General features: G+C 42.6%; 19 protein-coding genes. 6 read left to right on the top strand and 13 right to left on the bottom strand.

The genetic code is table 11. The features are described 5' to 3' along the window. The first annotated feature begins 250 nt into the window (after positions 1–250). Both HXY43_RS23395 and HXY43_RS23390 read left to right on the top strand, forming a co-directional pair. Complete coding sequence (locus tag HXY43_RS23395; RefSeq protein ID WP_290888514.1) at positions 251–1690, top strand: BCD family MFS transporter; 1440 nt, start codon at positions 251–253, stop codon at positions 1688–1690. Between the two features lie 88 nt (positions 1691–1778). Beyond that, the gene (locus HXY43_RS23390; RefSeq protein ID WP_290888511.1) at positions 1779–2585 is read left to right on the top strand and encodes an inositol monophosphatase family protein; all 807 of its coding nucleotides are present in this window, start codon (positions 1779–1781) and stop codon (positions 2583–2585) included. Between the two features lie 214 nt (positions 2586–2799). On the opposite strand, the gene HXY43_RS23385 is transcribed toward HXY43_RS23390, so the two are convergent. The 5 genes from HXY43_RS23385 to sufB all read right to left on the bottom strand — a co-directional run bounded on the left by HXY43_RS23385 (position 2800) and on the right by sufB (position 8590). Next, positions 2800–3432 carry a Uma2 family endonuclease gene (locus HXY43_RS23385; protein WP_290888508.1) on the bottom strand — a complete coding sequence of 211 codons (633 nt, stop codon included), beginning with the start codon at positions 3430–3432 and terminating at the stop codon, positions 2800–2802. 173 nt (positions 3433–3605) lie between these two features. Continuing rightward, positions 3606–4874, bottom strand: a complete 1269-nt coding sequence (locus HXY43_RS23380) for a cysteine desulfurase (RefSeq protein WP_026731388.1) — start codon at positions 4872–4874, stop codon at positions 3606–3608. A 38-nt stretch (positions 4875–4912) separates the two neighbouring features. Further along, a complete protein-coding gene (gene sufD, locus HXY43_RS23375) occupies positions 4913–6286 on the bottom strand; it encodes a Fe-S cluster assembly protein SufD (protein WP_290888505.1) in 1374 nt (457 codons plus the stop codon). Then, positions 6286–7065 (bottom strand): Fe-S cluster assembly ATPase SufC, encoded by a 780-nt coding sequence (sufC, locus tag HXY43_RS23370; RefSeq protein ID WP_290888503.1) that lies wholly within the window; start codon positions 7063–7065, stop codon positions 6286–6288. Before sufC ends, sufD begins: the two co-directional genes overlap by 1 nt. Positions 7066–7153: 88 nt before the next feature. Further along, positions 7154–8590, bottom strand: coding sequence for a Fe-S cluster assembly protein SufB (sufB, locus tag HXY43_RS23365; RefSeq protein WP_026731385.1), 1437 nt, complete (start codon positions 8588–8590; stop codon positions 7154–7156). A gap of 223 nt (positions 8591–8813) precedes the next feature. Here sufB and sufR point away from each other — a divergent pair, with 223 nt between their 5' ends. Together sufR and HXY43_RS23355 are read left to right on the top strand one after the other, a co-directional pair. After that, positions 8814–9488, top strand: coding sequence for an iron-sulfur cluster biosynthesis transcriptional regulator SufR (sufR, locus tag HXY43_RS23360; RefSeq protein WP_026731384.1), 675 nt, complete (start codon positions 8814–8816; stop codon positions 9486–9488). Between the two features lie 110 nt (positions 9489–9598). Then, the gene (locus HXY43_RS23355) at positions 9599–9859 is read left to right on the top strand and encodes a hypothetical protein (protein WP_026731383.1); all 261 of its coding nucleotides are present in this window, start codon (positions 9599–9601) and stop codon (positions 9857–9859) included. A gap of 170 nt (positions 9860–10029) precedes the next feature. Here HXY43_RS23355 and HXY43_RS23350 read toward each other — a convergent pair whose 3' ends face one another. Together HXY43_RS23350 and HXY43_RS23345 are read right to left on the bottom strand one after the other, a co-directional pair. Further along, complete coding sequence (locus tag HXY43_RS23350; protein ID WP_290888496.1) at positions 10030–10668, bottom strand: hypothetical protein; 639 nt, start codon at positions 10666–10668, stop codon at positions 10030–10032. A gap of 349 nt (positions 10669–11017) precedes the next feature. Then, positions 11018–11356 carry a YbjQ family protein gene (locus tag HXY43_RS23345; RefSeq protein ID WP_290888493.1) on the bottom strand — a complete coding sequence of 113 codons (339 nt, stop codon included), beginning with the start codon at positions 11354–11356 and terminating at the stop codon, positions 11018–11020. Between the two features lie 746 nt (positions 11357–12102). Between HXY43_RS23345 and HXY43_RS23340 the strand changes: the two genes are divergently transcribed. Next, complete coding sequence (locus HXY43_RS23340) at positions 12103–12726, top strand: tetratricopeptide repeat protein (protein ID WP_290888490.1); 624 nt, start codon at positions 12103–12105, stop codon at positions 12724–12726. 2 nt (positions 12727–12728) lie between these two features. Here the strand turns inward: HXY43_RS23340 and HXY43_RS23335 are convergent, their stop codons facing one another. The 6 genes from HXY43_RS23335 to HXY43_RS23310 all read right to left on the bottom strand — a co-directional run bounded on the left by HXY43_RS23335 (position 12729) and on the right by HXY43_RS23310 (position 19407). Then, positions 12729–13580 carry an ABC transporter ATP-binding protein gene (locus tag HXY43_RS23335; RefSeq protein ID WP_290888487.1) on the bottom strand — a complete coding sequence of 284 codons (852 nt, stop codon included), beginning with the start codon at positions 13578–13580 and terminating at the stop codon, positions 12729–12731. Positions 13581–14143: 563 nt separating this feature from the next. Next, positions 14144–15982, bottom strand: coding sequence for a S8 family serine peptidase (locus HXY43_RS23330; protein ID WP_290888484.1), 1839 nt, complete (start codon positions 15980–15982; stop codon positions 14144–14146). 206 nt (positions 15983–16188) lie between these two features. Beyond that, positions 16189–16647, bottom strand: a complete 459-nt coding sequence (locus tag HXY43_RS23325; protein ID WP_290888481.1) for a hypothetical protein — start codon at positions 16645–16647, stop codon at positions 16189–16191. Between the two features lie 77 nt (positions 16648–16724). Beyond that, entirely contained in the window at positions 16725–17093 is a 369-nt protein-coding gene (locus tag HXY43_RS23320) for a FeoA family protein (protein ID WP_290888478.1), read from the bottom strand. 37 nt (positions 17094–17130) lie between these two features. Beyond that, complete coding sequence (locus HXY43_RS23315; protein ID WP_290888475.1) at positions 17131–19128, bottom strand: ferrous iron transporter B; 1998 nt, start codon at positions 19126–19128, stop codon at positions 17131–17133. A 39-nt stretch (positions 19129–19167) separates the two neighbouring features. Beyond that, on the bottom strand, positions 19168–19407 hold the full coding sequence (locus HXY43_RS23310; RefSeq protein ID WP_026731372.1) for a FeoA family protein: 240 nt from the start codon (positions 19405–19407) through the stop codon (positions 19168–19170). Positions 19408–20149: 742 nt separating this feature from the next. Here HXY43_RS23310 and HXY43_RS23305 point away from each other — a divergent pair. Further along, complete coding sequence (locus HXY43_RS23305) at positions 20150–22456, top strand: heavy metal translocating P-type ATPase (RefSeq protein WP_290888470.1); 2307 nt, start codon at positions 20150–20152, stop codon at positions 22454–22456. Positions 22457–22613: the final 157 nt, after the last annotated feature.

Here is a 22613-nt window from a genome sequence, read left to right as displayed (position 1 = left end):
TTATCTAATGGGAAAATTATCTATAATAACAGCACTTTTGTAATAGAACAAAAACATGAAATGCTGCAAATGACAAACTTTATTTTTGCTTATTGATTCGCTAATTTCATATAGTATTAGTACGATTTGATAAAATTACTATATATTAAGATTCCTTCTTAAGAACTATAAAATCTATAGGAATTTGAGAGTTAACACGGTTTAACTTAGTTTTTTGGATATAAATGTACTGCTTAGGTTGCAAGCAATTATGGAGACTAGCAATTTATCACCCGATTCTGAACCAAACCAGTCTGTAAATTCCATATCCATCCCCAAAGTAAAACTATTGACAATGTTTCGACTGGGTCTGTTTCAAATGGCATTAGGCATCATGTCGATACTCACTCTGGGAGTACTCAATCGAGTCATGATTGAAGAGTTACGAGTGCCGGCCTTAATTGCTGCTGGGACGATCGCCATGCATCAATTTGTAGCTCCTGTACGAGTATGGTTTGGGCAGATGTCAGACACCAAACCATTGTTAGGCTATCACCGTAGTGGTTATGTTTGGGTAGGTGCGGCTTTATTTGCGATCGTTTCTTTTCTAGCTGTACAAGTCGTTTGGCAACTTGGTCTGAGTTTACAGACGGGAAATTGGACAACTCAAACCTCAGGTTGGGTGGTATTCCTGGCTCTTATCTTTGGACTCTATGGACTTGCGATTAGTGCCAGTTCTACACCTTTTGCAGCGTTGCTAGTTGATGTTTCCGATGAAGACAACCGCTCAAAATTGGTGGGGGTTGTATGGTCAATGCTGATGGTGGGTATTATTATCGGGGCGATTATCAGCAGCGGCTTGCTTCGGCAAATTGCTTTGGATGCACCTTTAGAGGTAGTGCAAACCCAAGTCAACCGTCTGTTTTTGATTGTCCCGGCAATTGCTTTCGGATTATGCTTGCTAGCAACAGTCGGCGTAGAAAAAAAATATTCCCGCTATGCTATCCGTTCCAATGCAATTGATCGAGAAGATAAGATTACTTTGGGTATGGCGATGCGGGTGCTGACTGCTAGCCGCCAAACAGGGATATTTTTCACATTCCTGCTGCTTATGACGATTAGTTTGTTCATGCAAGATGCAGTTTTAGAACCCTACGGCGGCGAAGTCTTTAGTATGACTATTGCCGAAACTACAAAACTCAATGCTTTCTTTGGCACGGGAACACTGGTTGGCTTAAGCATGACTGGTTTTTTAATTGCCCCGCGTTTGGGTAAGAAAAACACAACCAAGCTGGGATGTATTGCTGTGGCAGGTTGCTTTGTAATCATTATTCTGGCGGGGACAACCGCTAATCCTAAATTTCTGCAATGGAGTTTAATCCTGTTTGGTTTTGCTTCTGGTGTGACTACAACTGGAGCGCTAAGCTTGATGCTGGATCTGACTGCTGCGGAAACTGCCGGGACATTTATTGGTGCTTGGGGATTGGCGCAGGCTTTGGCAAGGGCGCTAGCCACGGTATCTGGTGGTGCAGTATTGAACTTAGGTAAAACTTTGCTAACAACACCACTATTAGCCTACGGATTGGTATTTGCTACACAAGCTATAGGTATTTTGTTAGCATTGGGGCTTTTAGCTAGAGTGAACGTCACAGAATTTCAGCGTAACGCCAAACAAGCGATCGCATCTATTTTGGAAAGTGAATTAGATTAATTGTTAGTAGTTAGTAGATAGTAGTTAGTAGTTAGTTGTTGGCTGTTGACTACTAACCACTAACCACTAACCACTAACCATTCATAAAATGACTGAATTTTGGACTACTGTGTTGGAATTTGCCCAAACTACTACCGCCAGGGTGGGCAAGCAGTTAATGCAAGATTTTGGGCAGGTACAGGCTTTGCATAAAGCTGATGGCAGTTTGGTAACGCGTGCCGATAAATGGGCGGATCAACAACTGCAAGATGCGATCGCTTCTACTTTTCCTGGTTATGGTATTTTGACTGAAGAAGGTGATAAGGTTTTTCCTGGTACGGAATGGTGCTGGGTAATTGATCCCTTGGATGGTACTACCAACTTTACACGCGGCATTCCTATTTGGTCAATTTCATTGGGTTTATTGTATCAAGGCACACCTGTATTTGGTTACGTTTACGTGCCACCGTTGGCAGAAGCTTTTCACGGCTTCTGGAAAGGTTCGTCAGGCTTAGCAGTCCCCACTGGCGCTTTTCGCAATTTTCATCCCATCCATACCAGTAGCGAAGTTCCCAGCAATCATCACTTCTTTAACCTCTGTTCGCGCAGTACCTCAGTGATGCAAAAAAACTTTCCCTGCAAAATCAGGATGTTAGGTGTTGCTAGCTACAACTTTCTCACCGTGGCGACAGGGGCGGTATTGGGTGGTGTTGAGGCGACACCAAAAGTTTGGGACATAGCTGCTGCTTGGGTGATAGTCCAAGCAGCTGGAGGAAGTTGGATATCGCTGAAATCAGAACCGTTTCCTTTATTAGCAGGGGTTGATTATAGCGATCGCTCTTTCCCTACCTTAGTTGTCAGTCGTCCGGAATTGGTATCGGTGTTTATGCCGTTTCTGGAAGAGTTGAAAGTTTGAACTTAGCTACTTTCTAAGTTGATTGGGTGAACTACCCCTGCTTGCTGAGGCGATCGGCAGGGGTTTTCTGGGGGCAAACTGATAATAATAAAGAGTTAACTATTACAGCACGGCGGAAATAAAGCTACCATTCTAAATCAACGAAAAGCCTAGATAATAAGCTTTTTGACTTTTGACTTTTGAATGCGTGACTTTTGACTTCCGCACAGTGGTACTATCCTATCGTTTCCCTCACCCAAGTACGAAAAGACTTCAGCAAAGCAATCTCCCCCATAGTTTTACTCTGCTCAATAAATCTATTAATGTCACTTCCCGAAACTATAGGAAAAGCAACGCTAAATTCGCGCTCTACATATTGCCTCTCTACCAGCTGATAAAATTTTAAATCTCGTCCGTTGTATCTCCAAAGTTCAGTTACACCCAATGCTGAGTAAATTCCTAACTTATTCACTGAACTGCTGGTAATATCAATTTCAATGGCTAAATCAGGTGGTGGATCGGTTTCTAAATCTAATGTTTCTCTGCCTCTAATAGCAGATTCATTTTGAATGTAGTAGCAAGTGTCTGGTTCTATTCCTTTTTTGGTAATTTTTCTTTTTAATGTTGTTGAACCAGCGCTTTTGATTTCAATTCCTAGTTCTTCAGCTAAAGCAATAATAAAATTCGCAAAATTACACTTGGGATTTTCATGTTCAAAAAGTGGAGTCATTATTTCTAAAGTGCCATCTTCATAAGCAAATCGAGAACCTCTCTCCTCACCTGTATCTTTTAGCAAGGCTTCAAAGGTTTCCCAACTAACGTTATGTAGTACCGTTCTTTGCTCGGCGGGTGTTGACGTGGCAACCATCTTTTAAGTTGGATAATTTCTAAAGCAGCTTAATTCTATTTTTACCCAAATCTTTGAGATTGAAAATTCCAACCGTAGAAACAAAGCCCGCAAATGCGGACTTTATGTGTAGCCTATATAGGCATAGGCAAGCTTAGTTTGTGTAGCCATCTATAGGCATATATTTACTCACCCTACATTTCACCGAAAATACTGCTAAAAAAGTCGATGGTTTCCTTCAATGCTTTGATGAAAACATCAATTTCCTCACGGGTGTTGTAGAAAGATAAACTTGCCCGTGCAGTTGCAGCAGCACCTAAGTAGCGGTGTAATGGTTGTGTGCAGTGGTGTCCGGAACGGATGGCAACGCCTTCTTGATCTAATAATGTCGATAAGTCGTTAGCATGGACTTCTGTGGCAGTAAATGCAGCAAGCGCAGCTCTACCTTCACCTTTTGCATCCGGTTTCGGCCCGTAAATTCTAATTTGGGGAATTTTTTCTAATTGCTCGAATAGGTAAGCAGTTAATTCTGCTTCGTAGGCGTGGATTTTATCCATGCCTATTCCGGTGAGGTAGTCAACTGCTGCACCAAGGGCGATCGCTTCTCCAATCGCAGGTGTACCAGCTTCAAATTTATGCGGTAAATCTGCGTAGGTGGAATAGTCTAAAAATACCTCAGCGATCATTTCTCCACCACCCAAAAACGGTGGCATGGCTTGCAGTAATTCCAACTTGCCGTACAACAAGCCAATCCCTGTTGGGGCGCACATTTTATGACCGGAAGCTACTAACCAATCACAGTCAATTTGCTGTACGTCAACGGGCATGTGGGGTACACTTTGGCAAGCATCAATTAATACTTTTGCCCCGTATGTGTGTGCTAGAGTGCAAATTTCTGCCACTGGGTTAATGCAACCCAAAGTGTTAGAAACATGCACCACTGACACCAATTTTGTTTTCTCGGAAAGCAGCTTTTGAAACTGTTCCAAATCAAAAGTTTCTTCTGGTGTCAATTCTACATACTTCAACACCGCACCCGTTTTTGCGGCGACAAACTGCCAAGGAACGATATTACTGTGGTGTTCCATCACCGACAGGATAATTTCATCTCCTGGCTGCAAATTGTTCATTCCCCAGCTGTAAGCAACCAAGTTAATCGCTTCAGTTGCATTGCGGGTGAAAACAATTTCCTGACGCGATGCAGCATTTATGAACGCAGCAACTTTGTCTCGCGCTGCTTCGTAAGCATCGGTAGCTTTGGCGCTGAGGGTGTGTACGCCGCGATGGACATTAGAATTGTACTGTTCGTAGTAATCCCGTAGGGTATTAAGTACGAGCAGAGGTTTTTGAGATGTCGCAGCGTTGTCAAAGTAAACTAAGGGTTTGCCATTGACTTCCTGATGTAATATCGGGAAGTCAAGACGGACTTTATTGGCAAGGGTTCTTTCTTGGGTAAAAGTCATGTTTAATAAGTCAAAAGTCAAGAGTCAAGAGTCAAGAGTCAAGAGTCATTGGATATAGACTGAAGACTATTGACTGTTTGTGTGAGTTTTTCACGCAGGGAGGAAAGTGGTATGTGGTTGATGATTTCGGCAGCAAAGGCGTTAATTAATAAGTTACGCGCACTTTCTTGATCGATACCCCGGCTTTGCAGGTAGAAGATTTCATCATCTTCTAGCTGACTAACGGTAGCACCGTGAGCGCATTTAACATTATCTGCGGTAATTTCTAGTTGAGGTTTGGTATCAACTCTGGCTTTAGATGATAGTAGCAAATTGCGATTCAATTGCGCTGCGTCTGTCAACTGCGCTGGTTTGGGAACAAAAATTTTACCGTTGAATACCGCATGAGCGCGATCGCCTACTATCGTCTTATGCAATTGCTGACTCATACCATAAGGATGATTAAGTGCGATCGCACTGTGAGTATCTGCTAACTGGTTTCCACCAATCATTGTCAACCCATTCAGAGTAGTCTCTGTTTGCTCACCAGTTTGCAAAATCTCTAAATTGTGGCGTGAAATCTTCCCACCCAAAGTAACGGCATTACAGGTATAGCGACTGTAACGTGCTTGCGTAACGGCAGTTTTACCAACGTGAAAAGCTTCAGTACCATCCCACTCCACCCGAGTGTGATTCACCTGAGCATTATCTTCTATCCAAATTTCCGTCACTACATTGGTGAAATAAACCTGTTGTTGTGAAGGCATCTTGCCTGCCACATACTCTTCCACCAAACTCACCTGAGAACCGCTTTCTGCGACTACCAAACAACGCGGCTGACAAATTATCGGTTCCTCACCAGCAGCAACGAATACCAAATGAATTGGTGTTTCTACTACCACGTTCTTAGGAACCCAAACCACAGCCACATCAGTTATGCCAGCAGTGTTGAGGGCGGTAAAAACTTCCAGTGCCCCTTCTGCTTGTGCTAAATACTGCTGCACGCGGGATTGTAGAGAAGTTACATGTAACGTCTGTGCTAAATTGCTAACTACTACTCCATCTGGTAATCCAGAAACGGCTGATAACTCAGGTGCATAAACACCGTTCACAAATACCAAGCGAGAGTTAGCCGCCTCCGGTAAAATATTCGGTTGTAGAGACGTTGCATGCAACGTCTCTACATTAAATTTCACCTGCCGTAAGGGGGATAAATCGGTAAAGCGCCATTCTTCATCGCGGGTGGTAGGCAAAACAGAATGACGTACCCAATTGCCAGCGCGATCGCGCAACTGTTGCAACCAACCCTCTGATTTTGATGCAGTTACTTGATTTAACAACTCAGTCAGATAAGCATCTCTATCGAGTAGAGTTGAAGTCAGAATGGTTGCATTCGAGTTAGGAATTGGACTGGGAGAAACTTGAATAGACATTACACACCCACCAACTCTTCTAACAACCAGTCATAGCCACGGGATTCTAACTCCAGTGCCAACTCCTTACCGCCAGACTTAATAATCCGTCCCTTTGCCATGACGTGAACATAGTCCGGCACAATATAATTAAGTAACCGCTGGTAATGGGTAATCATGATCGTGGCATTCTCTGGGCTAGCTAACTGGTTTACCCCATTCGCCACAATCTTCAAGGCATCAATATCCAAACCCGAATCTGTTTCATCTAGAATAGCCAGCTTCGGTTCTAGTAGCGCCATTTGCAGAATTTCATTCCGCTTTTTCTCGCCACCAGAAAAACCCTCATTCACGCTCCGATTGAGAAAAGTAGAGTCCATTTTCACGACTTCCAGCTTTTCGTCGATGAGATCGTCAAAATCAAATGCATCCAATTCTTCTAAACCTTGCGCCTTCCGACGAGAATTGTAAGCCACGCGCAAGAAATCCAAATTGCTGACACCCGGAATCTCTAACGGGTACTGAAACGCCAAAAATATTCCAGTCCTCGCGCGTTCTTCCGGTTCCATTTCCAGCAGGTTTTGCCCCTGGAAAATCACTTCACCGCCAGTCACCTCATACGCCGGATGTCCAGCCAACACCTTGGAAAAAGTACTCTTACCAGAACCATTCGGCCCCATAATGGCATGGATTTCTCCCGAACGCACCTCCAGATTTACACCCGTGAGAATTGGTGTCCCATCAACTTCAGCTGTCAAATCTCTTACCGACAGTATCACTTCACTATTCCCAATAATCATGTTCTCTCTCTTTTAAATTCCTTCTTTGTGTCTTAGTGTCTTTGTGGTTCAATAGTATTTTTAACCACCAAGGCACCAAGACACCAAGTTACCCAACACTACCTTCCAACTTCAGACTCAACAGCTTATCAGCTTCGACAGCGAATTCCATCGGCAAATTATTAAACACATCCTTACAGAAGCCGCTAATCATCATCTTGACTGCATCTTCTGAGGAAATGCCCCGCTGTGCAAAGTAAAATAATTGGTCTTCCCCAATCTTGGAAGTAGAAGCTTCATGCTCTACTTTAGCTGTATTATTTTGCACTTGGATGTAGGGGAAAGTATTGGCGTGGGCGTTATCCCCAATCAGCATCGAGTCGCACTGGGAATAGTTCCGCGCTCCTTTTGCCTTCGGGTTGATTTTCACCAAACCCCGGTAGCTGTTACTAGATTTACCAGCAGAGATACCTTTAGAAATAATCGTACTGCGGGTGTTTTTACCAATGTGAATCATCTTGGTGCCAGTATCGGCTTGCTGCATGTTATTTGTCAGCGCCACCGAGTAAAATTCACCGACGGAGTTATCACCCACCAGCACGCAGCTGGGATACTTCCAAGTGATAGCAGAACCAGTTTCTACCTGAGTCCAAGAAATCTTGGAATTTACACCCTGACATAAACCGCGCTTGGTGACGAAGTTGTAAATACCACCTTTGCCGCTTTCATCCCCGGCGTACCAGTTTTGCACGGTGGAGTATTTAATCTCGGCGTTGTCGAGGGCAACAAGTTCCACAACCGCAGCATGTAGCTGGTTGCTGTCGTACATTGGTGCAGTGCAGCCTTCCAGGTAAGAAACGTAGCTGTCTTCATCGGCGATAATTAATGTCCGCTCGAATTGCCCTGTATCGCCGCTGTTGATGCGGAAGTAGGTAGACAGTTCCATTGGGCATTTGACGCCTTTGGGAATGTAGACGAAGGAACCATCGCTGAATACAGCAGAATTGAGGGCGGCAAAGTAGTTGTCTGCTGTGGGAACAACGCTACCCAGGTACTTTTTGACTAATTCTGGGTATTCTTGTATTGCTTCAGAAATAGAGCAGAAGATAACCCCTTCTTTCGCCAGTTTTTCTTTGAAGGTAGTGGCGACGGAAACACTATCGAAAATCGCATCCACGGCGACGTTCGCCAGTCGCTTTTGTTCTGACAGAGGAATGCCTAGCTTCTCAAAAGTTTCTAGAAGGGTTGGATCGACTTCTTCCAAGCTTTTTTTCTTGGCTTGTTGCTTGGGCGCTGAGTAGTAAATAATATTTTGATAATCAATTGGCGGATACTTGACGCTAGGCCAAGTTGGTTCTGTCATTTTTTGCCACTGGCGATAGGCTCTAAGACGGAATTCCAACATAAATTCCGGCTCGTTTTTCTTGGCAGAGATGGTGCGGATGACATCCTCGTTTAGTCCACGGGGAATTGTGTCTGCCTCAATTTTGGTAACGAAGCCGTACTTGTAGGGCTGATTAACTAAGGTTTTGACAGTGGCACTCATCGTTAGTTTTCTCTTGTGTTCGCAAATTTAATCTCTTTAAGGATGGGAGACGGGCTTTTTACAACCAATTCCCATTTCGTGTTACCGAATGGTCACACGACTGTTACAATAAGGATAACTACTAAAACAACAGCCATGTTGTTTAACACATCTTCATTTTACGCTAGATTAACAACAATATTGTTGTCAAAGTGAAATTTAATCATGAATTTTTAGGACGACGATGGCGACTACCCACCAGTCCTCAACTAAGCAAGATATCCTAGAATATCTCCTCAAACACTTTCAAGCTACGGCTGTTGATTTGGCCGCAGCATTAGATATTAGCCCCCAAGCGATTCGTCGTCATCTCAAAGACTTGGAGACGGAGGATCTGATTGTCTATTCGTCGGTGCAGGCGGGAATGGGGCGTCCGCAGCACGTCTATAAATTAAGTAGTAAGGGACGCGATCGCCTGCGTCGAGAAGCGGCTGATAGCTATGGAGAGTTTGCCGTTTCGTTACTCGACACCGTTGCAAAAACGGTAGGACATGACCAAGTAAGTACGATTTTAAGAAAACAGTGGGAGCGTAAAGCACAAGAATATCGAGAACGCTTGGGTGAAGGTTCTTTACCAGAAAGGGTAGCTACCTTAGTAGAACTGAGAAAAGCAGAAGGCTATATGGCGGAGTACTACCCCCTAGACTCAACTGAGTCAGAAAGTGGCGATCGCTTTATTTTAATGGAGCATAACTGCGCTATTTCCAACCTTGCAGAGTCTTTCCCCACTATTTGCGGTCATGAATTAGAAATGTTTGCCGCTGTTCTACCAGATTGTACAGTAGAACGTACCCACTGGATTATTAACGGCGAACATCGTTGTGGTTATTTAGTGCAAGCGAGAAAACAAAGAATATAAGAGTAAATTAGTCTTTCATCTTCAGTGTATGTCAGAGATAATGGGTAATTGGTAATTGGTTTTACGAAACTAATTACTGTTTTTGAATTAATTAGTTTTATATACAGTTTATGGATTTACCACCACAACATCCATCAGAACAGTTTCTAACCTTGGAAGAGTCAGCACAAGTCGATGCTGCTTTACTTTCTTCTCCAGAGAAATTTTTAACAAGATTGACTATTTCATCACTAAAACTTTTGAAGCACATTGCTGATGAATACAATGTTGCAGTTGAAGATTTAACCACAAAGCAAGTGATTGCTTGGTTTGAAAAAGATAGTAAGATTAAGCGAGAACAGGGAATAGAAGCTGCATATTTAAAGTGGTAAGGGGATATTGGATAGTGGATAGTAGATAGTGGTATTCAACTACCAACTAACCACTAACTACTAACTATTAACAACAAACCAAATAGTAAAAAAGCACCTATTTTAGGTGCAAATATAAGCAGTAACAAATTATTTTCCGATCGTATGTAATTCGTATGTAATTGTATTAATTACGCTCTGTAATTTTCTGCATTACGCGGATTGCGAGTGCCAACAACTGCTCCAATCATCGCTGCAACTAAACCTAACAAAGAACCAAATACAAACCACCACAATGCCTGCCGTAAATTAGCTGCGACCTGACGAGCTTGTTCAGCAGTGAGATTGGGTAGAGTTTGCGGCACAGCCCCAGTACCAGGCTGCTGAATCTGATTTATTACTGCTCCGGCATTAGCAGCTGCAACACCAAAAGCGCCTGTTACCCCACTTGCTAATAGCCAAGAGCTTAATGCCAAAGTTGTTGCCCAGAGAATAGCACCATTGAGAAGTGCTGTATTGCGGTTCATCGGGCCACAGGCGCGAGTTGTCACCCAACCACCAGTAAATAAGGAAATCAACAAAGCAACGGTTGACCAAATACCCACATTTGTAGCAACATCTGGTGTAATTGTTCTGGGTCTACCTGAAGCTTCAATAGTACCTGCTCCGATAGCACTGAACAAGGCGCTCAAGATTAATTGAGTTGCTAGGGCAACTAACACACCGGCAATTATCGGTCCCCAGCGAACGCGATCGTGGTAATCAACTACTCGGGTTGTTGCCGCAGGTTCAGTAATAACTTCACCACTTGTACGATTTACATAGGACATAAGCTATTTATCTCCTTAGTACTTCTGTAAGGTTTTTCAGTTATTTTTTGCTTATCTTATAAATTAAATTGCTATTTATTGCTTTTAATATCTATCATGAGAAAGAGTTACTGGCTCTATCTTTAGTAATAAAAAATAGGCTGATATAAAGTAATTTAATACAGTCTTGTCTTGTTTGAAGAATGTAATTTTTCTTATGTTTTTTTTAAAAAAATTAAGGTTTTATCTAAAGTAAATCATTTGTAAAAATAATTTTGAAACATAAAAAATAGGTAAGCGTGTAGTGAGCGCTTGAGCGCTCACTGCAAATTTTAGTGTGTTTATGATTGATCTAGTAAAAATTCCCAGGCTAGCGCATTTTTACAGCCATTTTCACAGCAGTGCCTGTGGCGGTGATTAGCATCAGAACTCCTGACTGATCAACATTGATTGTACCTGTATCAAATTCAATGCCAATTACAGCGTCTGCACCCAAACGTAATGCCCGTTGTTCTAATTCTGCTAGTGCTTTTCGTTGACCTTCTTCAAACAAACGTTCGTAGCTAGCAGTGCGTCCGCCGAAAAAGTCCCGCAAGCCAGCCATAAAATCTCGCAGAAAGTTGCTGCCGTAGACGACTTCTGCTGTCACAATTCCTAAGTAAGATTCTATAATGGCTCCTTGAATCACATCAGTAGTAGTTAAAATCATAGATTTGCCTCACAAAGATAACTATCGATTTATATCAATTGTCAACATTAACGCAATGGATAATCTAGTTGTCATGAATTGCGTACACTAGGACAGATGAAAAAGAGAATAAGTAGGTCGGCACAAATAAAGTTAACTAGTAAGGATTGTCATTTGTCATTTGTCCTTTGTCATTGGTAGGGTTTTAAATCCCCTTCCAAATTTTTCCGCTTAAACCTAGTCCCCAGTCCCTAATCACCAGTCCCCAGTCCCTTTTAAAATAAGTACGAATTGAAGCTCAAGGATGGGAAACCTAGAGTCCTACCTGTGGGGATTAAGTACAAATTCCCTATTCTCAATGCCCAATGCTCCATTCCCCATATTCAAGTGAAGTCTATTGTCTGCTCTACCAGTTTGTATCGTCATGGCTCAATAGTTGTAATTTTAAGTTGAAATTTGGGATTTTGTGTTAGTTATAACCAACAATGAAAGTATTTCTTTGTTTAATAATTTCTTGCTTGTGATTTTTACAAGTATCAAAAGAGACGATGTAAATTAGTGTTTGGCACTAGAGAAAAGATTTAGTATGTTATGAATATTTGGTAAAAATAGGCAACTAGAGTTTGCAAAACAGAATATTTTTGTTTTAATGTACAAGCAATCATGTAAATTCTATAAATTTTGCATACACTTTCGGGTAGTTTGCTGTGTACAAAGGAACTTCATTCTTATTTAGTGTTCTCCTATTAGGAAGTATTGCTACAACAATGCCTTCAGTAGCTCAGGCTCAGATATCAGTAGCACAACGCCAAAGCACTCCAGAAGTGAAAGAACTGTTGGAACAAGGACGTAGATTGGTGGACACTGGCGATTATAGTGGTGCGATCGCAGTCTATCAACAAGCAGCAAACTTAGAGCCCAAAAATGCCTCAATTTATTCCGGAATTGGTTATTTACACGCATTACAAGGAAATTACCCCGCAGCATTAACTGCTTACCGCCGTGCTGTTAGTCTGAATCCAAATAATAGTGATTATCAATATGCTTTGGGTTATATCAGTGGCAATTTGGGTGATAATAACGCAGCAAAAGAAGCTTATCGCAAAGCGATACAAATCAACCGTGGTAATGTCAATGCCTATATAGGATTAGCTACTATTCTGACGCGGTTGGGAGAATATACTAATGCTCAGTGGGCATACGAGGAAGCTGTAAAACTTGACTCGAAAAATCCCCAAGTTTATGAATTGCGCGGGACGATGTTAAAAAAACAGGGTAAATCTAAAGAAGCGATCGCTGTTTTTAAAAAAGCCCGTGACTTATACGAACAGCAAGGTAAGTATGACAGCGTTACCAGAGTAGAAGCTACTCTGCGTGATTTAGGAGGATAAGATTAATCTAGCTGGCGTCCAGTAAGTTCCACAAAAATATCTTCTAGGTTAGAGGGGCGTACCATAATTCCAGTTTTATCTTGTAGTTTGTCTAAGTAAATGTTCGCTTCAGCCAAGGTTGGGAAAAAGAGATATTCCCAACGATCTCCAACTTGCTTCATCACTAAACCTTCACCGTGAGTAGAGCGCAATTCTTGTAAAGTTCCCAAAGATATCAACTTACCACTATCCATAATGCCGATGCGATCGCACAAATATTCAACCTCTTCCATGTAATGGGTTGTCAGCAGCATCGTCATACCTTGCTTATTCAAATCCTTAATAATCTCCCAAAGACGCCGCCTTGTTTGGGGATCTAGCCCCACAGTTGGTTCATCCAAAAATAGAATTTGCGGTTGGTGCAACAAAGCTCTCGCAATTTGTAAGCGCCGCTTCATCCCCCCAGACAAGGTTTTTACTAAGTCATTACGTTTTGGAGCAAGTTCTACATAATCTAGCCATTGATTAATCAGGCGCTGTCGTTGCGGGTTAGCAATGTGATGTAATCTACCGTGTAGCTCCATATTTTCCCATACGGTTAAATCACCATCAACGCTGATTTGCTGCAACACTACACCTATGCATTGCTTTGCCATTAAGGGTTGACGTACCACATCATACCCACATACCTCAATTCGCCCTTCGGTAGGTTTAGTAAGTGTGGTCAGCATCCGAATTGTAGTAGATTTACCTGCACCATTGGGGCCAAGCAAACCAAACATTTCTCCCGCCGCAATGTCAAAAGAAAGACCATTGACTACGGGAACTTTATTGTAAACCTTGTAAACGTTTTCTAGGGAAACAGCAACTGTCATGACGTGAATTTCGGTTTTGCCGCATTTGCGTAAAGTTTTATTAACAATATTAAGTACTTAGACAGAATTAATTACACACATTGTTTTCCTGTTAAGCGTTAAGAGTTAAGAGTTCCCTCGTATTTGAGTGACCTGTCGCCACAAGAAAAATGTGACAGCAGCAACGCTGACAATGGCACAGGTCAATATAATTAGAAGCCACTTTAACATTGCTGATGAGCAAGAATGCTACATACAACAACTATTGTAATAATTTAAAAAGCTTCAGAATGTTTTGCCACCAGAAATATCGTAAATTTTCAATTTATTGTAGAGACGCGAACAATCGCATCTCTATAACCCAATACACTTGGCGATCGGATAATTTACCCACCGATAAAATTTGTAGAGACGTTGCAATGCAACGTCTCTACTTAATATTGTTGACTACTACTGCAACAAAGAGCTTTTGATTTACTGGGTGTTAGCCTGAATTGTACCCGGTAAATGCTGAGTCAAAATCGCCAAAAGCCCATCTATGTATACACTAAACTTTTTTATCAAAAGGAAACTTCAGATGAGTGTTACCCGACTATTTCATACACTGTTTCCAGTGGTTTTTTGCCATTCTTAACTATGTTTTCTCCCTGGGTATATTCTTCGCTACTTATACTCATGTAACTTGTATCTGCCACACTGTTTTTGTAGTCGTTCCCAAAGTCCGTCCACGTATGTAAATTCTCAAACAAATTATTTTTATCTACAGAATTGGTGCTATTGCTAGAGATGACAGTATCGCTACTGGTTGCAATATTGTTGCTGCTAAAGCTACTAGCGCTAATTCTAAAAGTAGCAGCATCGCCATTAGCTGTATAGGTGGTAGTGGCAACTTTAGATTGTGTTGTAGTTCCAGATATCTGCGTGATAATCTGACGTACTTGAGAATCAGTCAGATTAGGGTTAGCGCTGAGCATCAATGCAACTACACCAGCAACATGAGGAGTTGCCATCGATGTGCCGCTATAAGATGCGTACTTATTACCTGGAATTGTGGAGTAAATGTTGACTCCAGGGGCTGTGACATAAGCAAGTGGATTTGTTCCGGCACGGTTCGAGAAGCTAGCCAAGTTATTATACTTATCAACTGCCCCAACAGCCAGTCCCCAGTTTTCTGCATAACGGGCAGGATAATCTGGTACTGAGCCACCATTATTGCCTGCTGCCATAACTACAATCGCTCCTTTGCTAGCGGCATATTGAACGGCTGATTGGAGATAGCTGTCGCTAGAAGAACCACCGAGGCTAAGGTTAATGACACGCGCACCATTATTAACTGCGTAACGAACACCATTGGCGATCGCACTGTAGTAACCCTGGCCACTACTATCCATAACTTTTACCGACATAATCTTGGCATTATAAGCAATACCTGTAACACCAAAGCTATTTTTAACCCCAGCAATAGTACCAGCTACGTGAGTACCGTGACCGTTATCGTCGAAGGAGTTGTTGTTGTTACCATCAAAGTTCCAGCCATAGACATCATCTATGTAACCATTACCATCATCATCTTTGCCGTTGCCAGCAATTTCTTTGCTATTCGTCCAGATATTGGTGCTGAAGTCTGGGTGATTATAGTCCACCCCTGTATCTACTACTGCAACGATAACACCCTCACCCGTGTAACCCTTTGCCCAAACTTCCGGGGCTTTCACCATATCAGCTCCCCAATTATTACCTCCTAAGTCAGGAACATCAGCAAAGGTATTTTGACCAATCGCTTTAGCCACCGCAGCAGAGGCGTCTATCAAACCATAGCCAGAGGTTGAATTATACCCTTTACCACCCGTGCCAGTAATGTTAATCTCACGAGCAACGACATTATTGCTGTTATTAGTTTCGAGTACATTATCTAGAGCATCAGCTCTATACAGTAAAAAGTAGTTTCCTGAAGCAATGTTGCTATCTAAAGTGACATTTTGAGATTGAGAGACAGAATTACCAGCTTCAATACTGCCAATCCAGTTCCAGCCTAAAAATGAGTCATCGTTACTGATACTTTTATCTTTAGAAAGATAAAAATTTGTGTAGTTAAACCCAGCATTATTTTTACCTTTGTTCTTTACTTGATAGGAAATTTGGATAGTACTGCCTGCTGTTGCGACACTAGGAGCCGAAGCATTTTGTATTACTAAATCTGCTTTTGCAGCTTTTGAGGATTTGGCTTTTGTTGATTTACGGCTCTTGCGTCCTAGTTCATTAACATCTGGTTCTAACGCATTTTCAGTTGTTTGAAAACTACTATGACTACTGAAATTAAAATTGCGATTATCTTGATAATTCAAACTATCTACTGAGGAAGCAGGAGTGATATTTAGCCCTTTATCATCAAATAAATTATGACTGCGATTATCAATGGGCATAAGTATTTGCTCCTCTAAAAATTTTCTAGTCTTGAATCCCTCCCTCTTTGACAATAATTACTATAGAAACAGATTTAGAAATGCTAGCTTATTTACAAATAAATTGATGAAATTATATATTTCAAGGTTTTAAAACATAAACACTAATTTTGTATATGTGATAACTAATAAAAAATATCGTTTTGTAATGAGCACTTAAACACTAATTAAGAACTAAATATAAAATGAGAGCTTTGTTTGTAGTGTAGACGCCCCTTGTGGGCGGCTTCCCGGAGGGTACGATTAGCGCGGACATCTTCATCATCCATTGTGCTGAGAGTAGTCAAATCAAGCTGTCCAGTAAGAATTGACTCTGCTAGCAAGCGTCCGTAAAGAGCTTTTTGGCGACTAAAGCCAATTCGTTTTAATTCAACTTCATCGAGCTGAAAAAAATGTTCCGGAGTGATTGGTGATATCGTGGCTTGCAAGCGCGTAAAGACAGCTTTCGCTGAGGCGAGAGACACTTGTTGTTCTAAAATGATTTGGATGAGCGTGGCAAAACCTGCTTCCCGCATCCACAATGGTGGTAGACCAAAAGTATTGAGGATATCTGCTAAATCGCGATCGCGGTCTGCAAGCACGCTCAAGGCGTGAGTGTAGTTATCTTGGGTTAATATTTCTGACACTGCTGTTTATAAGAAAGTACTGAACCAAGCTTCTAAATCTGCGATCGCCCAAGGGGGACTGCGCTTCGTGTGATGCCTTAGCAACGCGGATTATCAAGACTATCTTTTTTCACCATTATACGAGCAGCAATATTTGCCCCTAACCCCAGACATTTGTTTTGCCAGGCGACTACTACAGAGCCACTTTTTATGCAGCTTCTGATCTGAATTTCTATTCCAGGGATTAATCCTATACTCGACAGATAGTCAATATTATCTAGGTGATTAAAAGTTACAATACATACAACTTCACCTTGCTTTGCCTGAGATAGAGGAAATACAGGACTGCCAGATTGGATTTTATTATCACTGTCATTCAAATTCTGATTGAATGTAGTTTTAGGTGTATCGCAGACAAAAGTAAATCCCTGCCATGCTCTGATCGCAGAGCGATCGCTATTATTCACTCAAATACCTCCTGATACTAAGTCCGGACAATTAGTGCTAACTCAACCCTAACAACCTCGCTCCTTGATAAAACAGCGTACTCACAACCCACGCCCACATTAGCCCATAGGTAACTGATAGAAGGGTAAACCGGATACTCTTAGATTCGCTGCGGATGGTGGCGACTGTTGCCAAACAAGGGGTGTAAAGCAAACAAAAGAGCATAAAACTGTAGGCTTGAATTGGTGAAATTGTCTGGGCAAGGGTTGCCTGGACAGCATTAGGATCGGTGAGATTGTAGATGGTTGCTAGAGAACCAACCAAAATTTCTTTGGCGATGAACCCAAAAATCAGAGCAATAGTTAACTCCTTGGGTATGCCAGCCGGATTTAGGACAGGGGTGAAAAACTCTCCAATTCGAGTGGCGTAGCTCACATTCTCGTTGCCGGGTAAATGGGTTAGCAACCAAACAGCTAATACACCGATCGCAATCAATCCACCAGTTCGCTGCAAGAATGCTTTCACCGCATCCCAACCCGTAACCATGCCAACCAAAAGCGGGGTGGTAACTAGCATCCCAATTGGGTTTGCTGTACCTTGAGGTAAATTGCTCAACAACCAAACACCAGCCACCCCTGCTGTAATGAATCCTGTCGCCCGTTGTAGAAAGTGCTTCAATTCACCCCATCCTCGCAGAAAGATTTGCTGGAGTGTGGGAAAGCGATAGGGAGGCAGTTCAATCACAAATGGCTCCCGGTTTTGAAAATGCCCTTTCATTAGTAATCCAGTTAGCAGTGCCACCAGGAAACTGAACAGGTAAAGCGAGAACAGTACTAATGGCCCCCAAGTGCGATCGAAGAGGGCATCGATGATAAACACAAATACTGTTAACCGTGCCGAACAAAGGGCGAAGGGAACGATCAGAATTGTTAGCAAGCGTAATGCCCGCGATCGCATCACTCGCGTTCCCATGATTGCCGGGATGTTACACCCAAACCCCATAATCAGCAACACGAAACTGCGCCCATCCATGCCAAAGCGATACATCAACGAATCCATTATGTATGCTGCTCTGGAGAAGTAACCACTGTCTTCCACAATTGCCATCATGAAGAAAAATGTGATGACTAAGGGAATAAAGGATGCTACTGTCGCTAATCCACCATAAATTCCATCTACCAGAAAGCCCCGCCAAAACTCCGATAAGTTGACTGTCACCGGAGCAATGACTACTTCCTGCAACCATCCTGTGATCGCATCAGCAACATCCTGTAATGGCAATCCCACCAGCCAAACAAATTCAAACATCAAGTAAATCGACAGGAAAAATAACGGTAGTCCGATCACCGGGTGCAGCAACACTGCATCTAGGCGTTCCGTCAGCGTCTTGAACAAGCGCGAGGGCATTTCCACCGTGTCTTCTAGGATTTCCCGGATTTGCGATTCTGAGATCGAGGGGTGTGCTTCAATCCGGCGCTTCAGTTCTGTGGAGGCAATGGGAATTCGTTCTTGTGCCAATTTCTGAGTGATTTTGCGGATGGCGATCGCATAACCGCTACCATACTTGGCACTCACCAGTACCACGGGCATCTCTAACTTCTCTGCTAGTTTTTGCTCATCTATTTTGATGCCAAAATGTTTGGCCTCATCTGCCATGTTGAGAATTACCACAGCTGGCATTTCTAAAGCTTTGACTTGTAAGGGTAGACGAATCTGGCGATCGATCTGAGCAGCATTGAGAATTACTAGCACCAAATCCACTGGATAGGTTTCAAAAAAGCTTTGCACGACTTGCTCATCTTCAGAGTAGCCCTCCAAATCGTAGATTCCTGGCAGATCGACGAACTCCACCTGCCGTCCCTCCAGTTCGACTTCTGCCTCTAGCAAGTCAACCGTCACACCGGGCCAATTGCCTACAAAGGCTCCCGCCCCTGTAATCCGATTAAACAACGTGGATTTACCGACATTTGGCATTCCCATAACAGCAACCCGCTTCACTCCAGGTTTAGATAGCTGCGGGACGACTCCTGAACTGGAACCATGACAATGTGCCATTCAACACCCCTTTATCTAATGTCAAAAATCCAACATCCCTCAGTCCTGTACGTTCACAATAATTCCATCAGCTTCATGCCGCCGCATTGCCACTTCTGTAGTTAATCCCACTCGCACGTGCAGGGGGCCATTCAGCCACGCTTTGCGAAGTACCTTTACCTGCTGCCCGATTTTGAAGCCCATTGCTTCTAGTCGTCTCAACAACCCAGGTTCGTCCGCGTCCATTGAGGCGATGGTGGCTGTTTTACCGGGTTTCAGCGCCGATAGTTTCACATTCATGGCATTTGTTCTTGTTCACAAACAAATCAATGGTGAGATGTTTCACTGGCAACACTAAGCTGACGGTGGTACTCAATCTAAATGCCATTAAGAATTAATAGCAATAAATATCGTAATTCCAAATTCCTTTGCCTGTATAAGGCATTCCTTAAAGCGGTAACTGGTTTCATTTTTCTTTCTTTTTGAATTTTTATTAAGTAGTTTTAATTTTTACTTTCATTTTCCAAAAGATATAAATCTGTATCTAGAAAACATGCTTGATAACTCGTGAAGGCAAGACTAGGATATTGTCAATTTAGTAAACAAATTTTTAGGTTAAATGAGAATTATTTTTAATATAGTTGAGTTCATATGCAAAAAAACTAAATTTTTTATTAAAAAATATATTTTATGAATACATTCAAAACCGAAAATATTCTGAAGAAACACAGGGAATAGGGGACAGGGTATGAGGTAAGAAGGTATTTATTTCATTTGTTGCTAGTGGCGATCGCGTAGCATGCCGGAGGAATTCGCCGCTAGTTGGAGGCTTTTATCTTTAAAAATGATTGCGTTAGATAGAAATTAATTACTAACACTATTAAATAGATTTATATTCACAGTTAAGTGCTTCTTACAAGCAGTTTTTTACTGCTGTACCTACTCATGCCATGAATTAGTTTGTCAGTGGGATATTTAAATCCCTAACGGATGAATTCCCACCTATGAAATCGCCACAAAACAGCGAGGGGGAAATCATATAATGACGATCGCCATCAAGTCACAAACAGGTAAGCAAGCAACGCTTCAGAAGCCAGAAATTGATGCTGGAATCAATTATCATATAGTGCATGCAATTCCAGGACGGGTGAGATTTCGGGTTCCCTTGCTAACTTATGACCCCGATTATGCCGATCGCTTGCTTCATTTGCTGGAATCAGATAGTCGGGTGATGGGAGTGCGCCTCAATCGGCAAGCAGCTTCTATTGCTATTAGTTATCAATTATCTGATAGTTGCGTCGGAAATCAGTTAATGCAAGCGTATCTAGTGCGCTTGATTCAAGAGGCAAGGCAAATTAAAAGGCAACAGGGAACAGGGTTGGGGGAACAGGGGGTTTGGGATGAGGTTTTAGATCCCCATAGGGGAACAGATAAAATTCAAAAATCAAAAGCTAAAGCAGAGAAAAAAGAAGATAATGAGGTGAAATTACCTGCTTTTGCTGCTATTTTGGCTTTACTAGGTTTGGGGTTTCCAATTCCGAGAGCAATCATCGCTGCAACTGTGGCACTTGCCGCTTTACCAATCGCTAAACGTGCTTATGCCAGCATCACCAAAGAACAAAAATTAAATATAGATTGCCTGGATTTGATTGCGATCGCCTTAACTTCTGCCCAAGGCAATTTACTCACGCCAGCTTTGGTAATGACACTGCATGAAATTGGAGATACAATCCGCGATCGCACAGCACGAGTATCCCACAATCGTGCTGCGGATTTACTCGAATCTTTGGGGCATTATGCTTGGGTAGAACAACCAAATGGTCAGAAAAAACATATTCGAGCAACAGAAGTTAAGCCTGGAGATACAGTCATAGTCTATCCAGGTGAGCAAATTCCCGTAGATGGTCAAATCCTGCATGGTACAGCTTTGATCGACCAGCAAAAACTTACCGGCGAATCTATGCCAGTTGTGCGTAAGGCAGGACAATCGGTTTATGCCTCAACCTTAGTCCGTGAAGGAGAAATTTACATCCTCACCGAACGTGTAGGCATTGCTACCCGTGCAGGAGCAAGTATCGAGTTAGTGCAACAGGCTCCCGTTTACGATACGCGGATGGGGAATTACGCCGCCACCGTTGCTGACAAAGCAATAGTGCCTGCACTGATTTTTGCTGGCATTGTCTTAGCTGTAACCCGTAACCCAGCAAGAGCTGCATCTATTCTCACTCTCGACTTTGTTACTGGCATTCGCGTTTCTCTGCCCACAACCTTCTTGGCAGCATTGCATCATGCCACCAGACACGGTGTTCTCATCCGTAGTGGTCGTGCTTTAGAAAAATTGGCACAGGTAGATACTTTAGTCTTTGATAAGACAGGCACTTTAACTAAAGGAGATATCGAGGTTGTGCAGGTGGAAACAGTGGCAGGAAGAATGTCTGCCCGCAAGGTGTTAGAACTAGCAGCCGCCGCCGAACAACGCCTCACTCACCCCGTAGCTGAAGCAGTGGTGCGCTATGCCGAAAAACAAGGTGTAGAAATTCTGCCACGTCAGGAATGGGTGTATGAAATTGGTTTGGGTGTGCAGGCTGAGATTGATGGCAAACAGGTTGTAGTGGGGAGCGATCGCTTTTTACATCAGTGTGGCATTCCCCTTGACTGTCTTTACGAACCACATCCCTGCAACGAAGCCGATTGTCCTTACCACCTAAATTGCCGCATTTCTGCCCATGATTCTTTGCTATATGTTGGAGTTGATCGTGAACTTCAAGGAGTAATTTCTTACACAGATCCACTCCGTCCAGAAAGTTCGGCAGTCATCCAAAAACTGCAAACTGCATACGGTATGGAAATTCATCTGTTAACAGGAGATAGCCAGCAAAGGGCGATCGCAGTTGCCTGCGAACTTGGCATTCCTCTGTCGAGAGTCCATGCCGAAGCATTTCCAGAACAAAAAGCCGAAATTATCCGGAAACTACATGAATCAGGTAAAACTGTGGCATTTACGGGTGATGGCTTAAATGATTCAGTAGCTCTTTCTTATGCTGATGTTTCCATCTCCTTTGGTGCTGGTTCTGAGGTGGCAAGGGAAACAGCTGATGTTGTCCTCATGGATAATAACTTAACCAGTTTTTTAGAGGCAATTGCGATCGCCCGCCAAACCAAAGCAGTGATTCAGCAAAATATTGGTTTGGCAGTAATTCCTAACCTAGCAGCTTTGGGATTAGCAACAACGGTGGGATTACACCCATTAGCAGCTACAGTTGTTCACAATGGTTCGGCGATTGCTGCTGGTTTAAATGGTTTGCGTCCCCTTATGCACCAAGATCCGCCTAGAAATTTAGTTCATTAACTATTGGGAGTCTTGCAAAAATAAGTGTATATTAGCAAATTTTGGCGTTGCTGAATCAAGATATGAATTTACAATTCACGGGTATGTAGAGACGTAGCATTGCTACGTCTCTACAATGATTTGGCATCGAACTACAAAAATGTATGCACACATAATT

It is taken from the genome of Fischerella sp., from assembly GCF_013388695.1.
Lineage (GTDB): Bacteria > Cyanobacteriota > Cyanobacteriia > Cyanobacteriales > Nostocaceae > PCC9605.
The sequence above is the reverse complement of the archived record's forward strand: the minus strand, read 5'-3'. Positions and strand labels throughout refer to the sequence as shown.

What these genes read in the sequence shown, in the direction of transcription:
- HXY43_RS23390 (WP_290888511.1), top strand. Translation starts at nt 1,779, where the DNA reads ATGACTGAATTTTGGACTACTGTGTTGGAATTTGCCCAAACTACTACC.
- HXY43_RS23310 (WP_026731372.1), bottom strand. Translation starts at nt 19,407, where the DNA reads ATGAATGTGAAACTATCGGCGCTGAAACCCGGTAAAACAGCCACCATC.
- HXY43_RS23305 (WP_290888470.1), top strand. Translation starts at nt 20,150, where the DNA reads ATGACGATCGCCATCAAGTCACAAACAGGTAAGCAAGCAACGCTTCAG.
- HXY43_RS23315 (WP_290888475.1), bottom strand. Translation starts at nt 19,128, where the DNA reads ATGGCACATTGTCATGGTTCCAGTTCAGGAGTCGTCCCGCAGCTATCT.
- HXY43_RS23380 (WP_026731388.1), bottom strand. Translation starts at nt 4,874, where the DNA reads ATGACTTTTACCCAAGAAAGAACCCTTGCCAATAAAGTCCGTCTTGAC.
- HXY43_RS23335 (WP_290888487.1), bottom strand. Translation starts at nt 13,580, where the DNA reads ATGACAGTTGCTGTTTCCCTAGAAAACGTTTACAAGGTTTACAATAAA.
- HXY43_RS23345 (WP_290888493.1), bottom strand. Translation starts at nt 11,356, where the DNA reads ATGATTTTAACTACTACTGATGTGATTCAAGGAGCCATTATAGAATCT.
- HXY43_RS23355 (WP_026731383.1), top strand. Translation starts at nt 9,599, where the DNA reads ATGGATTTACCACCACAACATCCATCAGAACAGTTTCTAACCTTGGAA.
- sufB (WP_026731385.1), bottom strand. Translation starts at nt 8,590, where the DNA reads ATGAGTGCCACTGTCAAAACCTTAGTTAATCAGCCCTACAAGTACGGC.
- HXY43_RS23340 (WP_290888490.1), top strand. Translation starts at nt 12,103, where the DNA reads ATGCCTTCAGTAGCTCAGGCTCAGATATCAGTAGCACAACGCCAAAGC.
- sufC (WP_290888503.1), bottom strand. Translation starts at nt 7,065, where the DNA reads ATGATTATTGGGAATAGTGAAGTGATACTGTCGGTAAGAGATTTGACA.
- sufD (WP_290888505.1), bottom strand. Translation starts at nt 6,286, where the DNA reads ATGTCTATTCAAGTTTCTCCCAGTCCAATTCCTAACTCGAATGCAACC.
- HXY43_RS23350 (WP_290888496.1), bottom strand. Translation starts at nt 10,668, where the DNA reads ATGTCCTATGTAAATCGTACAAGTGGTGAAGTTATTACTGAACCTGCG.
- sufR (WP_026731384.1), top strand. Translation starts at nt 8,814, where the DNA reads ATGGCGACTACCCACCAGTCCTCAACTAAGCAAGATATCCTAGAATAT.
- HXY43_RS23330 (WP_290888484.1), bottom strand. Translation starts at nt 15,982, where the DNA reads ATGCCCATTGATAATCGCAGTCATAATTTATTTGATGATAAAGGGCTA.
- HXY43_RS23385 (WP_290888508.1), bottom strand. Translation starts at nt 3,432, where the DNA reads ATGGTTGCCACGTCAACACCCGCCGAGCAAAGAACGGTACTACATAAC.
- HXY43_RS23395 (WP_290888514.1), top strand. Translation starts at nt 251, where the DNA reads ATGGAGACTAGCAATTTATCACCCGATTCTGAACCAAACCAGTCTGTA.